Source organism: Streptomyces sp. NBC_01233, from assembly GCF_035989305.1.
Lineage (GTDB): Bacteria > Actinomycetota > Actinomycetes > Streptomycetales > Streptomycetaceae > Streptomyces.
In genome coordinates this window covers 5,828,600-5,841,576 of record NZ_CP108514.1, presented here as the reverse complement: position 1 = coordinate 5,841,576, position 12,977 = coordinate 5,828,600, and the positions used below count along the sequence as shown (strand labels likewise).

The following is a 12,977-nucleotide window of genomic DNA, read 5'->3' as shown; positions in this document are numbered from 1 at the left end:
GGTCACCCGGAAATCTTGACGACGGCCGAAGCGAAGGTAGGGAGACTGAACTCCACATCAGTGGTGGTCGTCGGCGGCGCCGGAAACTGAGCGAAGAAGGGCACCGTCGCACCCGCGTCAATGGCCGCCACTCCTGAAGTGCAGAGGCATCGACCGTCTGTGTCGCGCAACACGTAGTAACGCTTCTTCCCTGCCTTGTCGACAAGGGTTGCACCTGCCACCGACTCGCCGCTCCCAGTGAGGTCACGCTCGCTCCCTCGCCAGGCCGCGGTCTTGACGAACTGCTGATTGGAGGTGTTCTTGATCTGCCCGTTGATAGTCACGAATCCCCCCGCGTCACGGGTTACCGAGTTGATCGTCAGAACCACACCACTCTCGCCGTTGACCGTGGCAAGGACCTGGGTCGGTGCGGCACTCGGGCTACCTGCCGGCGTTGAAGCGGAAGCGCCGTTCGGAGGCTGAGACGCCGCGGAGTTGGGTGATTCCTTCGCCTTCGGCTTCTCGTCACCACCACAGCCGGCCAACGCGAGCGTCAAGACCGCCGCAACCAATGCGGCCGCTCCCCCGCGGACCCTCACCGTGTGCCGAATGCTCATCTACGCCGCTTCCTTGTCTCTCGGTTCGCTGTCAGTCGACCAAACGCACACTGAACAAGCTTCGTGCCAGCGTGCGCAGGGATCCAGGCCTCAGCGGGTCAAGCTGGACGGGCTCGCCCCCCTTGCACTGAAACTTGATCTGGTCAGGCTTTGGCGGGCTATCACCGCCGGGTGGTTTCGTCGCACTGGGCGTTGGAGCGACCCCCAACGTGCAGCGCGGTTCGATCAGGGCCGTGGCATTCGCTGTGCCCTTCATACCTTCGGTTCCCGGGATCACAGAGCCTCCCACCGTCCTGTTGGTCGTCACATTGACGGTGAAGCGAGGAAGGGACGGCTCGCACTCGGACACGGCGTTGTTCTTGGCCGCGAAGCTCGCCGCCGCAGCGCAGGCTCCCCTACCGCTGAGGAGGTCCCCCCTCAGGAGCTTCTCCCAATCCGCCGGGTTCAAGGCCGCAAGATCGAGATCAGTAAAGGCCGCATCCCTGGCCTCTCGGGCCGCCGCCAACGCTGCTGCATCAGCAGCGCCTTGCGCATCGCTGCGGGTGACGGAGGCTTGCCCCACTGCGAAGAACGCGAACGCAGCGAAGAGCACACCGACGACAAGCACGACATAGATCGGGAAGGCCTGCCCTTGGTCGTTGGACCCGCTGTCGCCCACGGCCGCGATCAGCCCGCCTTGATCAGCCCGACCTGCGCCTTGATCTTCTCGACGATCAATGTCCCGATGCCGGTGCCGATCATCGCGCCGATGATCACGATGACCACGAGGATGATGCCCAGGTATTCGAAGGCGGTCTGGCCGCGGTCGAGGTTCGCGTGGCGCTTGCGGAGCCTTGTTGTGGCCGTGTCCGCCCAGCCGTTCACCCTGATCCGTGCCTCCACGGCGGCCTTCAGCAGCGTGTTCTGTGACATGGGGGTTCCCTCCCGGGCCGGTACCGGTGTCGATCTGCGGACGGTACGGCGAGTCACCAGTCGTCACCAAGGGTCCCGGGACCCAATTACGGACCCACTGCGCACTCCGTCTACCCATGACCGGTCACTCCTGGACGGGCGGTTCCCAGCCAGCGGGCTATCGCCTCGCTGCGCGTGGCGCTCTGGAGCTTCGCGAAGATGCGGTTGATGTGGTTCTTCACCGTCTTCTCGCTGATGAAGCAGGCGGCCGCGATCTGCTGATTGCTCATCCCGGACGCGATCAGATCCATGATCTCCACCTCCCGGGAACTCAGCCCGAAGACAACAGAGTTGTGCATCCGCTCAGAAGACTGTGCCACAGCTCGTTGCGGATGCGAAGAGGCCCGGAGTTCCGCGAGCAGGGCGCTCGCGGCGGTCGGGGTGAAGTGGGGGCGGCCCAGTGGGGCGTCCCGTACCGCCCTCAGCAGCTCGTCCGCCGTGAACTCCCCGTGCACGAGGTAGCCCCCGGCGCCCAACGACAGGGCCTCGCAGATGATTTCGGCTTCCCTGCTGTACGTCAGCATCAGTACGGGAGCCAGCTGCACCAGGTGCGGCAGCGCCGATATCCCGTCCACGCCCGGCATCCGGACGTCCAGCAGGATCACGTCCGGGGCGTGCCGACGGGTCAGGCTCAGTGCCTCGCGGCCGTCCTCCGCCTGGGCCGTCACGTCGAGGTCCTCCGCCGCGCACAGGATGGCCGCCAGGCCCGCCCTGATGACCGGGTTGCCGTCGGCGATGAGCACGCTCAGCCGCGCCATGGCTCAGCCACCCCCGAACAGCGCGCCGAAGTCGACGTTCGCGCCGTAGACGAAGCCGCAGACCAGCAGGATCAGCGTGCCCGGGAGCATGAACATGGTCACCGCGAACGTCGCCTTCGGGACGGCCCGGGCCGCGCGGCGGCGGGCGTTCTGGGCATCCGTACGGCGCATGTCCTCGGCGATCGCGATCAGGGTGTCGACGATCGGGGAGCCGAGTTCCTCGCCCTGCTGGAGGGCCGTCACGAACTGTGCGACCTGTTCGCTGTCGTTGCGGCGGCGCAGGTCGTCGAAGGCCTGGCGGCGGCTGACGCCCATGTCCATCTGCTGGAGCGTGATGCGGATTTCGTCCGCCCACGGGCCCTCGTACTTGTCCGCCACCCGGGCCAGCGCCTGCCGGAAGCCCAGCCCCGCGCTCACCACCACGGCGAGCACGTCGAGGAAGTCGGGCAGGGTCCGCTCGATGTGGTCACGGCGGACCCTGATGGCCGACCACAGGCCGGCCTCGATCCAGAAGAGCCCGAAGGCCACCATCAGGAGGGCGGCGACCAGCTGGCCGTTGATCAGCATCGAGAAGGCGCCGAGGGCGCCCAGGGCGCCGTACACCGCCCGCCGGGCCGCGTAGCGGTCGATCGTCAGGCCGGCCGGGTTGCCCGCCATGTCGATCTGACGGCGCTTGCGGGCGACCCGGGCCGGGCCCATCGCGCTCAGTACGAGCGGCGCCCAGCGGATGCCCAAGCGGTCGACGAGGGAGCCGACCGCCGTCGTGCGGGTGGCTCCGACCTCCAGGGCCAGCGCGAGGTCCGTGGGCAGTTTCACGTCCGCGCGGTAGAGGCGGATGCCGTGGAAGGCACCGAGAACGGAAAGGGCCACGGCGAGTGCGAGAAGAATTCCGGTCATCGTCCTGTCCCCCCTCAGACGTCGATCTTCGACAGGCGGCGGATGAGGAGGAAGCCCAGGGCGAAGAGGCCGAGGGCGATGAGGACGGCCGTCTGGCCGAGGAACGCGCCCGTCATCCGGTCCAGCGCGCCCGGCATCATCATGTCGACCAGCAGCAGCGAGCCGAGTCCGATCGACGGGACGAGGTACGCCGTCACCGTCACCTGGGACAGCTGGGTACGGATCTCGCGACGGGTCTCCTTGCGCTGCTCCAGCGTCACCGTCAGGTTGCGCAGGCTGTCCACGATGGCGCCGCCCGCACGGGCCGACAGGACGAGGGTGGAGACGAGGACGACCAGTTCCCGTGACGGGAGACGTTCGGTGAGTTCGCCCAGGGACTCCTCGATGGAGTGGCCCACGGCCAGGCGGTCGGCGACGCGCGCGAGTTCCTCGCCCGCCGGCGCCTCCAGCTCCTCGGCCGCGATGCCGATGGCCGTACGCAGGGCCAGCCCGGCCTGGGTGGCGTTGGCGAGGATGCGGGCCAGGTCGGGGAGCTGGTTGATGAACCGTTCCGTGCGCCGCGCCCGCTGCCAGTTCAGGAAGGCGTTCGCCGCCCAGATGCCGATCACGCCCGCCACCGGACCGAAGAACGGCGCGAGGAGGGACGACGCGACGAGCCAGACGCCCGCGATCGAACCCAGCATGTAGACGAAGAACTCGCCCGGGGTGAGGTCCAGGCCGGTGGTGGCCAGCTTCAGCTCGATGCGCCGGCCCAGCTTGGTCTTGCGCAGCCGCCGGTCGACGCCCTGGAAGCGGCGCCGCCGCCCGATGGGCGGCGGCATTCCGCTCGCCGAGAGGCGCTCGATCAGGGCGGCGCGCTGGGCGCGCCCGGCGACGTACGCCTGGAGGCCGGCGACGACGAGCACGCAGGCGAGCAGCGTGGCGCCGAGGGTGAGGAGGATCAATGGGTTCACAGAGCGGTCCGGGGGATGTGCGGGGTGGCGAGGGGAGCCGTGAGGGGGTCGTCGGGCAGTGCGACTCCGAAGGCCTGCGGGATGGGCTGGTTGTTCATGTAGAGGCGTTCGGCGATGCGGCGCGGCAGCGGGTAGTACTCGAAGTAGCCGTGGACGCGGCCGTCCGAGCCCATGGGCTGGCCGGCGAAGCGGCAGACGGTCGTGATCCGGAAGGGCTCGCGGCCGTGCGATTCGAGGATGGAGATCTCCGTGATGCGGCGTGAGCCGTCGCCGAAGCGGGTGAGCTGGACGATGACGTTCACGGCGCTGTTGATCTGGTCCTGGAGCGCCTCGAAGGGAATCTCCACCTCCGACATGGAGGCGAGGGTCTGCAGGCGCATGAGCGCGTCCGAGGAACTGTTGGCGTGGACGGTGGCGAGGGAGCCGTCGTGGCCGGTGGACATCGCCTGGAGCATGTCGAGGGTCTCGCCGCCGCGGACCTCGCCGACGATGATGCGGTCGGGGCGCATGCGCAGTGAGTTCCGGACCAGGTCGCGGATGGTGATCTGGCCCTTGCCCTCGACGTTCGGCGGGCGGGATTCGAGGCGGATGACGTGCGCCTGCTGGAGCTGGAGCTCGGCGGAGTCCTCGATGGTGATGATGCGCTCACCCTCCGGGATCAGGCCGGAGAGGGCGTTGAGGAGGGTGGTCTTGCCGGTGCCGGTGGCGCCGGAGACGATCACGTTCATCTTCGCGGCGACGAGTCCGGAGAGCAGGAGCAGCATCTGCTCGTCGAGCGAGCCGAGACTGATCATCTCGTGCAGGGTGAAGGCGCGCGGGAAGCGGCGGATGGTGAGGGTGGCGCCGGTCAGGGAGAGCGGCGGGATGATGACGTTGACGCGCTCGCCGCTGGGCAGGCGGGCGTCGACCATCGGATTGGCCTCGTCCACACGGCGGTTGACGGTGGAGACGATGCGCTCGATGGTCTGCATCAGCTGCTCGTGCGAGGCGAAGCGGAGGGGGAGCTGCTCGACGCGGCCGGCGCGCTCGACGAAGATCTGGTCGGGGCCGTTGACCATGATCTCGGAGATCGAGGCGTCTTCGAGGAGCGGTTCGAGCACACCGAGCCCGAGGGCCTCGTCGACGACCCGGCGGATCAGCTGCGCGCGCTCGACGGTGGAGAGTACGGGGCCTTCGCGGCTGATGATGTGGCCGAGTACGCGCTCCAGGCGCGCCCGGCGCTCGGCGGGCGCGAGCGCGGACATCTCGGCGAGGTCGATCTCCTCCAGCAGCTTGGCGCGGTAGGAGGAGACCAGTCGGCCGTCCTCGCGGGGGCTGTGGCGGTCGTCGGGGGTGTTGACCCGGGAACGCAGGCTCATGGTCCGGTCACCTTCGGGTCGTCGTTGGGCATGACTGCCGTTGCCTTGGCCGGTTCGAGGGAGAGCCCGGGGATGATCGAGTTGATCCGTATGGTCACGGTCGCGGTCACCGCGTCTCCTCCTGGGGGCACACTGACGGTCGCCGGGAGCCCTTCGCGGATGGCGGCGTATCCGGCGGCCTCACCCCGGCCCGGGTGCTGGGCCTCCACGCGCGCCGCCGTACGGGCCGCCGTGTCCGCCTGCTCATGGACGTACGCCACCCAGCCGAGCTGGATACCGCACAGCGCGACGAACAGCAGGATCGGCACGAAGCCGATGTACTCCAGGGCCACTTGGCCACGGTCGGAGCGCACACGTGCCTTCACGTCAGTCCTCCTCCCTCTCCATGGCCGCGCCGGCGGTGCCGTGGATGGAGCCGAAGTCCAGTCCGGGGTAGAGCACGGGGATCTTGAGCGTCACGGTCGCCTTGTAGACGTCCCCTTCCCTTCGGCAGTCGGGGTCGCCCATGTTCCACGCCTCCCCGATGTGCTCCCTCGCCGCCGCATCACAAGCCGCAGGCCCCTTCACCGCCCCCGCCCGCGCCGCCTCGTCCGCCGCGTTGCCCGCCAGGGAGAACGCGTAGCCGATCAGTACGCACTCCCACACCGCCGCCACGAGCAGCAGGATCAGCGGGACCATGCCGACGAACTCGATCGCCACCTGGCCCCGGTCCCCTCTCCGGGCGGGCATCCGTCAGCCCTCCCGGCCGCGGCGCAGGCGGGAGACCGGGCCCGCGGGGCGGACAGCCACCGCCGCGCCCGGGGTGGCGGGGGCCCGGGCGGTGTCCGGGGAGGACAGGAGGCCGAGTTCGCCCGCCAGCGTCCACAGGGCCTGTTTGACCGTCGAGCGGTTGTCGAGGTCCTGGACCCGGCCCGCGTCGACCACCGCCTGGAGTTCCTTGAAGGCCGCCGGGACCGCGGTCCGGGTGGCGCGGGTCTTGGTGATCTTCTCGATCAGGGCGGGCTGGATCTCCGTGTGCTTGCTCCAGCGGTTGACGACCATCGCCGTGTCCTCCGCCTTGCGCACCTGGAGCCGTTCCCACATCCGGACCATCCGCTTCGCCGCCCGTACCGCGACCACGTCCGGGGTGGTGACCAGCACCGCCACGTCCGCCATTTCCACGGCGGCGGCGTTCGCGCCGGTCACCTGGGTGCCGCAGTCGATGACGACGAGTTCGTAGCGGCTGCGCAGGGCTCCGACGATGTGCCGGGCGGCCCGGTCGTCGACCTCCTCGCCCCGCTCCCCGTCGGCCGGGGCCAGCAGCAGCGCCAGGCCCGTGCGGTCGTCGTACACCGCGTCCTGGAGGACCCGCGGCGAGATGTCCTGGATGCCGGCGAGGTCGGCGATGGAGCGGCGGAACTGCACGTCGAGGTACGAGCCCACGTCGCCCGCCTGGAGGTCCATGTCGACCAGTGCGGTACGCCGTCCCGAGGCGGCCGCTGCGAGCGCGAACTGCACGGCGGTGAAGGTGGTGCCCACGCCGCCCTTGGCTCCGGTGACCGTGACCACGTGGCCGCCCGGTCCCGTGAAGACGTCGGCGGCGGCGCCCTTGCCCAGGTGGCGGCGTACGCCCACGGACCACTGGGCGGCGGCCTGGACGCGGGCGGCGAGTTCCTCGTAGGAGAGCGGGAGGCCGATCAGGCCGCGCGCGCCCGAGTCCATCGCGGCGGAGAAGAGCGCCGGGCCGGCGTCGGAGGAGACCAGGACGACGCCCACCGCCGGGAAGCGCAGGGCGACTTCGCGGATCAGTTCCAGTGCGGGCACCGGGCCGATCCGCTCGTGGACGAGGACGACCTCGGGGAGTTCGTCGATGGAGTCGACGGCCAGGCGGGCGAGGGTGTCCAGCAGTGACGTCGAGTCGGGGACCGGAGCGCCCGGCTCCGCCGCCGGGAGCTGGCTCAGGAGGGTGGAGATGGCACGCGCGGCGTCCGGGTCGCCGATCGCGGGGAGGATTCGGGTGGTCATCGGACTTCTTTCGTGGAAACGCCCTGCTTCAGCTGGGTGGTGGTAGGTCCTTCGGGTCGGGTGGTGTAGGCGTATCCGTCGGCTCGTTGGAGGAGGCGGAAGTATTTATGCCCGATGCCTTGGATGAGGCCGTGGGCGGTTTTGATGTTGAAGCTGCCGGTGGCGCGGACGGCGATCCGTCCGGTGTGGGTGCCGGCCTTCTTGCCGGTGGGGACGACGGCGCGGGCGAGGTCTCCGGTCTGGTAGCCGAAGAACTGCTTCTGTCTCGGTAGGCGGAGACGGGGGAAGCCGTACTTGTCGGGGGAGGTGCGGGTGTAGGTACCGCGCCCGGTCGCGGTGACCGCAAGGATGCGGGCCGGGGCACGGTCGATGCTTTCAAGTTCGCCGACACACAGCGCGTCGAGGGTGTGGGTCTTCGGGATGCCAGTCCGCTGTCGGTTCCATTTGGTGCGCCCACCCGATGCGGTACACACCTTGGGGAATACGGCGCCAAGAGCGCGCCACAGTGCCCAGCGGGTGGCGTTGACGGCCGCCGCGTCACAGAGTGGAGCTTTGGCCTGGGCCAGAATGCGGGCCAACTGGCGCGGGGACTTCTTCAGGAAGTCTTCGACCGGCTGGTTGGACTTCTTCTCATTGCAGGGAACGCACGCGATGCACAGGTTGGAGATGCGGTCGCTGCCGCCGCGTGAGCGGGGGTGGATGTGGTCGATGTCGAGTGGGACTCCGGTGACGCCGCAGTAGGCACAGGCCCGGCCCCACTTGGCAAGGAGGTATTCGCGTACTTCTGTGCCGTGCAGGGTGCCGTGCTGGTACTCAGCGCCCTCCATCGGCCCGCCGTTGGACATGGCATGGGTGTCGAACGCGACGCGCTCCACATGCACTACGCGAACGGGTGCCCAGCGTGCGAGCCGTGTGGTCCACGACACGGTGGTGTCCACACGGTGGCGCAGCGACGGGGCGAGCCAGCCCTTGGGACGGGTGCGGTGGGAGAAGCGGGGTGCGCGATAGCGCAGGTTCCGGGTACGCCTGCCGCGCCGGTAGGCGCCACGAGCGGTGAGCCTGTCCCGGATGATGCCACCCCGATGGGCCAGCTCGACCGCATACAGGCCACAGCGCTCACCCTCCTTCACGGTGAACACCGCGATACCGGTGCGCTTCGAGCCGGGGTCGATCCCGAGTTCCACACCATCCACCTGCGATTCGGGCATGGTGCGGTCTTTCAACCTGATGACGAACGGGGTGTGCCGGGCCACGGCGGCCCGGCCCTGACGGAGGAGCTTGCGGGCCCTGGCGGGTGTGGTCGGCTGCAGCGGATGGCCGTGCTTGTCCAGGACGAACACGGCGGGGTGGCCCTCACGGGCCCTCTCCCCAACCCTTCGGTTGGGGGTGACGCGCCCGGCGCCAGGTGAAGCGTCGGGCATCTCCCCTCGCACATGTACCGCGCCGGGTGCCTCACGGCGTTCGAGTCCCGTTTCGTCCCCGATCCGGGGGGTGTCTGCTGACTCGAATTCGAGAGCGAGCTGCTGAGGAAGCACAGCTCGGTCGGTCTTCTGTCCTACGCGGTACGTAGCCAACTTCGTTCACCTCCAAATATGTGTTGTTGGCTGGTGCTGGTAACGGCGGCCCTCAACCACAGCGGCTGAAAGCCCCTCCTTCAGGAGAGGGATCCCGTTACTTGTCCCCGTCGAGGGTGTACGTACGGTCGCTCGGGCCGGGCGCCGAATCGGTTCCGGGGGCCACCAGGGCCAGGCGTACGTGCTCCGCGAAGGACTCGGCGTAGGCGACGCGCTGGGTGTCCTTGGTGTTCAGGGCGAAGGTGATCGGGACGGCCTCGGCGGGGCCCTTGCGGTCGCTGTCCTTGCTGTCGAGGGCGGTGAGCCGGCCGACGCCCAGGACCCGGGCGTTGGCGACGATGATCACCGACCGCGAGGGGTCGGTGTCCTTGGCGCCCTTGAAGGTGGCGAGGATGTTGACCTTGGCGCCGGAGGTGATCTTGCCGGCCACGCCCGTCGCCGCGTCGATCATGATGGCGATCTCCTGCTCGCCGGGCTGGAGCTGCGGCCGGTCGACGAACATGTCCGCCTGGAGCAGCGAGCCCTTCTTCAGGGTGGTGAGCGCGATCTTGTCCTTGAGCGCGCCGAGGTCGGTGACGGCGGTGTCGGACAGCCAGCGCTTGGGGATCCTGACCTCCTCGAACTGCCCGGCCGCAAGCGGGCTGTACGGCGCTATGTCGCCCTTGGCGCGGTAGGCGACGACCTCGGCCCCGACCTTGGAGTTGACGTCGCCGATCACCACGAGGACTCCGGCGAAGGCCCCCAGTGCACACAGGACCGACAGGAGCAGCAGGATGACGCCGCGGCGCTGGCGTGAGTTCATCGGTCTTCCTACCTCGCCGTTCTTCGTTCGTTCGCAGGAGTCGGTCGGTCAGGGTCTGGATCGGGCGGTGCTCGCCGGGGGTGGTGGCGCGGCCGGCTCGGCCGTGAGCGGGGCGGCGCAGAAGCCGCAGCGGTCGCCGATGAGTTCGAGGCCGCACCAGCGGCACTGCTCCCGGCGGACCGAGGCGACCAGTTGGTAGAGCACGGACAGGTCGGGGATGCCGGCGGCGAACTCGACGAGCTTCTGGGTGCCCCACCAGCCGGGCGAACCGGCCGGCAGCGGGTTCTCCATGACGTCCTGCACCTGCCAGGCGGGGGCGAGTTCTGCGGTGACCCAGTCGGAGGTGAGCTGGCCGCGGGCGAAGGTGAGGTGCGTGGCGAATCCGGGACCGGCGGGCACCGCCGCCGACGCCTGCGCCCCGGCGGCCCCGAGTTTGGCCAGGTGCGGGGTCGGGTGGGCGAGTACGGCGAACTGCGCGCTCGGCGACCAGGACCTGGCGTGCGCACCCAGCCCGACCGGGACGCGGACCCGGTCGAGCTTGGCGACCGAGCCCAGCAGGGCGCCCGCGTAGACGTAGTGGGACAGCAGCCGGGCCGCGGAGGCGATGATCCCGGGGCTGAAGTCGCAGACGCTGAGCTGGCGCAGCTGACGGACCAGCAGGGCCGTGCCCAGAGGCGGCAGATCGATGCCGAGGAGCGCGATCCGATCGGTTTCCAGGATGGCCCGTACGGTGTGCAGCCGCTGGACGGTGGCGCGCGGGAGCCAGGGCGGTACGAGGGCCACGAGGTGGCCGTGCCGCTCCAGCAGGGCGCCGGTCTCGGCGAGCGCGCCCTCCAGGTCGAGCTGCTCGGGCGGGTGCAGCACGGCGGCCCCGGGCGTGTGCCGGTCAGGGGCCGGAAGGACCAGATCGGCGCTGGTGACAGCGATGGCGGTCGGCACGCGAATTCCCCCGTTCACCCCGTGCGCCACATACGTTCGCGCGCTCGACGCACGCCTGCCGCGTACGCGCGCACACTGCGCGACCGCAAACGATCGACGCTCTTCCCCCTTGCCTCAGCACCATATCCGCGTCACCCCTGGCAGGGCAGGTGCTTGCCGATTCCCGTGCCGTGAGCACGTGTCACAGCTGACCGGAAACCCGGACAACAGGGATCGTGCAGCCGGTCATTTCAAGCCACACAGCAAAGAGTCTTGACACGGAGATTGGTCTGGACCAACTTGGCTTCGGGGCACCCCACTTGCCCCCACGTTCCCCTTCCTCCCCCCACCGGAGCCCACGTGAACCGCATACGCTCCCTCGCCCTTCCCCTCGCCGCCACCCTCACCGCAGGCGCCCTGACCGCCCTCACCGCCGGTACCGCACAGGCCGCGGACGTCAACGTCGCCCGCAACGGCGGCTTCGAGTCGGGTCTCGCCAACTGGTCCTGCACCGGCGGAACCGGCGCCTCCGTCTCCTCGCCCGTCTACGCCGGAGCCGGCGCCCTCAAGGCCACCCCGGCCGGGCAGGACAACGCCCGCTGCAGTCAGACCGTCACGGTCAAGCCGAACTCGACCTACACGCTCAGCACGCAGGTCCAGGGCAGCTACGTCCACCTCGGCGCGACCGGGACCGGCACCCAGGACGTGTCCACCTGGACCCCCGGCTCGGGCGCCGGCTGGCAGAGGCTCTCCACCACCTTCACCACCGGTCCGAGCACCACCCAGGTCACGGTCTACACGCACGGCTGGTACGGCCAGCCGGCCTACGTCGTCGACGAGTTCAGCGTCTTCGGACCGGACGGCGGAGGCGGCACCGACCCCGGCCCGAGCATCCCCGGAGCGCCCGCCGGGACCGCCGTTTCCGGACAGAGCGCAAGCGCTCTCACCCTTGCGTGGAACGCGGTCGGCGGGGCCGCCGGCTATTACGTGCATCAGGACGGCGTCCGCGTCCAGACCGTCACCTCGGGCGCCTCCACGCAGGTCACCGGGCTCGCCGCCTCGACCTCGTACTCCTTCCAGGTGAGCGCGTACAACGCCGCGGGCGAGGGCGCCAAGTCGGCTCCGGTCACCGGCACCACGACCGGTACCGGCCCCGGTCCGGGCCCCGGCCCGGCCGTCCCCAAGCACGCCCTGACCGGCTACTGGCAGAACTTCGACAACGGCGCGACCGTCCAGAAGATCTCCGACGTCTCGGCGCAGTACGACATCATCGCCGTCTCCTTCGCCGACGCCACCACCACGCCCGGCGCCATCACCTTCAACCTCGACTCGGCCGGCCTCGGCGGCTACACGGTCGCCCAGTTCAAGACCGACATCGCCGCGAAGAAGGCGGCCGGGAAGTCGGTCATCCTCTCCGTCGGCGGCGAGAAGGGGACCATCTCGGTCAACGACTCGGCCTCCGCGAACAACCTCGCGAACTCCGCGTACGCCCTGATGCAGGAGTACGGCTTCACCGGCATCGACATCGACCTGGAGAACGGCCTCAACCCCACCTACATGACGCAGGCGCTGCGCTCGCTGTCCGCGAAGGCCGGCCCGTCGCTGGTCATCACCATGGCCCCGCAGACGATCGACATGCAGTCCACGCAGGGCGGCTACTTCAAGACGGCACTGGGCGTCAAGGACATCCTCACCGTCGTCAACATGCAGTACTACAACAGCGGCTCGATGAACGGCTGCGACGGCAAGGTCTACTCCCAGGGCTCGGTGGACTTCCTCACCGCCCTCGCCTGCATCCAGCTGGAGGGCGGCCTCGACCCCTCCCAGGTGGGCATCGGCGTCCCGGCCTCGCCGAGCGGCGCGGGCAGCGGCTACGTCTCCCCGACCGTCGTCAACAACGCCCTGGACTGCCTGGCCAGGGGCACGAGCTGCGGATCCTTCAAGCCGTCGAAGACCTACCCGGGGCTGCGCGGTGCGATGACCTGGTCGACCAACTGGGACGCCAAGGCGGGTAGTGCTTGGTCGAACTCGGTGGGTCCGAAGGTCCACGGGCTCCCGTAGGCGGTACGAGTGGGGGTGGCCGGATCGGTTCGGCCCGCACGGCGGGTCCTTGACCGGGACATGCCATGAGAGCACGCTGTGCGCGTCCGCACGGCTACCCCCACA

At 69.5% G+C, this 12,977-nt stretch carries 14 protein-coding genes; 1 reads left to right on the top strand and 13 read right to left on the bottom strand.

Annotated elements, in window-relative coordinates; translation table 11 throughout:
- Positions 1-2 precede the first annotated feature (2 nt).
- The 13 genes from OG332_RS27955 to OG332_RS27895 all read right to left on the bottom strand — a co-directional run bounded on the left by OG332_RS27955 (position 3) and on the right by OG332_RS27895 (position 10,832).
- Entirely contained in the window at positions 3-596 is a 594-nt protein-coding gene (locus OG332_RS27955) for a hypothetical protein (protein WP_327416044.1), read from the bottom strand.
- A 31-nt stretch (positions 597-627) separates the two neighbouring features.
- Positions 628-1,254, bottom strand: coding sequence for a pilus assembly protein TadG-related protein (locus OG332_RS27950; protein WP_327416043.1), 627 nt, complete (start codon positions 1,252-1,254; stop codon positions 628-630).
- Between the two features lie 8 nt (positions 1,255-1,262).
- Complete coding sequence (locus OG332_RS27945) at positions 1,263-1,508, bottom strand: hypothetical protein (protein ID WP_327416042.1); 246 nt, start codon at positions 1,506-1,508, stop codon at positions 1,263-1,265.
- 110 nt (positions 1,509-1,618) lie between these two features.
- Positions 1,619-2,305, bottom strand: a complete 687-nt coding sequence (locus OG332_RS27940; protein WP_327416041.1) for a response regulator transcription factor — start codon at positions 2,303-2,305, stop codon at positions 1,619-1,621.
- Between the two features lie 3 nt (positions 2,306-2,308).
- The gene (locus OG332_RS27935; RefSeq protein ID WP_327416040.1) at positions 2,309-3,202 is read right to left on the bottom strand and encodes a DUF5936 domain-containing protein; all 894 of its coding nucleotides are present in this window, start codon (positions 3,200-3,202) and stop codon (positions 2,309-2,311) included.
- Positions 3,203-3,216: 14 nt separating this feature from the next.
- Entirely contained in the window at positions 3,217-4,155 is a 939-nt protein-coding gene (locus OG332_RS27930) for a type II secretion system F family protein (RefSeq protein WP_327416039.1), read from the bottom strand.
- The gene (locus OG332_RS27925) at positions 4,152-5,513 is read right to left on the bottom strand and encodes a CpaF family protein (protein WP_327416038.1); all 1,362 of its coding nucleotides are present in this window, start codon (positions 5,511-5,513) and stop codon (positions 4,152-4,154) included. The genes OG332_RS27930 and OG332_RS27925 overlap by 4 nt, the downstream gene beginning before the upstream one ends.
- Positions 5,510-5,878, bottom strand: a complete 369-nt coding sequence (locus tag OG332_RS27920) for a TadE/TadG family type IV pilus assembly protein (RefSeq protein ID WP_327416037.1) — start codon at positions 5,876-5,878, stop codon at positions 5,510-5,512. The genes OG332_RS27925 and OG332_RS27920 overlap by 4 nt, the downstream gene beginning before the upstream one ends.
- A gap of 1 nt (position 5,879) precedes the next feature.
- The gene (locus OG332_RS27915; protein ID WP_327416036.1) at positions 5,880-6,242 is read right to left on the bottom strand and encodes a TadE/TadG family type IV pilus assembly protein; all 363 of its coding nucleotides are present in this window, start codon (positions 6,240-6,242) and stop codon (positions 5,880-5,882) included.
- Positions 6,243-6,245: 3 nt separating this feature from the next.
- Positions 6,246-7,517 carry an AAA family ATPase gene (locus OG332_RS27910; protein ID WP_327416035.1) on the bottom strand — a complete coding sequence of 424 codons (1,272 nt, stop codon included), beginning with the start codon at positions 7,515-7,517 and terminating at the stop codon, positions 6,246-6,248.
- A complete protein-coding gene (gene iscB / locus OG332_RS27905; RefSeq protein ID WP_327416034.1) occupies positions 7,514-8,857 on the bottom strand; it encodes an RNA-guided endonuclease IscB in 1,344 nt (447 codons plus the stop codon). Before iscB ends, OG332_RS27910 begins: the two co-directional genes overlap by 4 nt.
- A gap of 331 nt (positions 8,858-9,188) precedes the next feature.
- Complete coding sequence (gene cpaB, locus OG332_RS27900; RefSeq protein ID WP_327416033.1) at positions 9,189-9,893, bottom strand: Flp pilus assembly protein CpaB; 705 nt, start codon at positions 9,891-9,893, stop codon at positions 9,189-9,191.
- A gap of 48 nt (positions 9,894-9,941) precedes the next feature.
- On the bottom strand, positions 9,942-10,832 hold the full coding sequence (locus OG332_RS27895; RefSeq protein ID WP_327416032.1) for a hypothetical protein: 891 nt from the start codon (positions 10,830-10,832) through the stop codon (positions 9,942-9,944).
- Positions 10,833-11,171: 339 nt separating this feature from the next.
- Between OG332_RS27895 and OG332_RS27890 the strand changes: the two genes are divergently transcribed.
- Positions 11,172-12,872, top strand: coding sequence for a chitinase (locus OG332_RS27890; protein ID WP_327416031.1), 1,701 nt, complete (start codon positions 11,172-11,174; stop codon positions 12,870-12,872).
- The last annotated feature ends 105 nt before the right edge of the window (positions 12,873-12,977 follow it).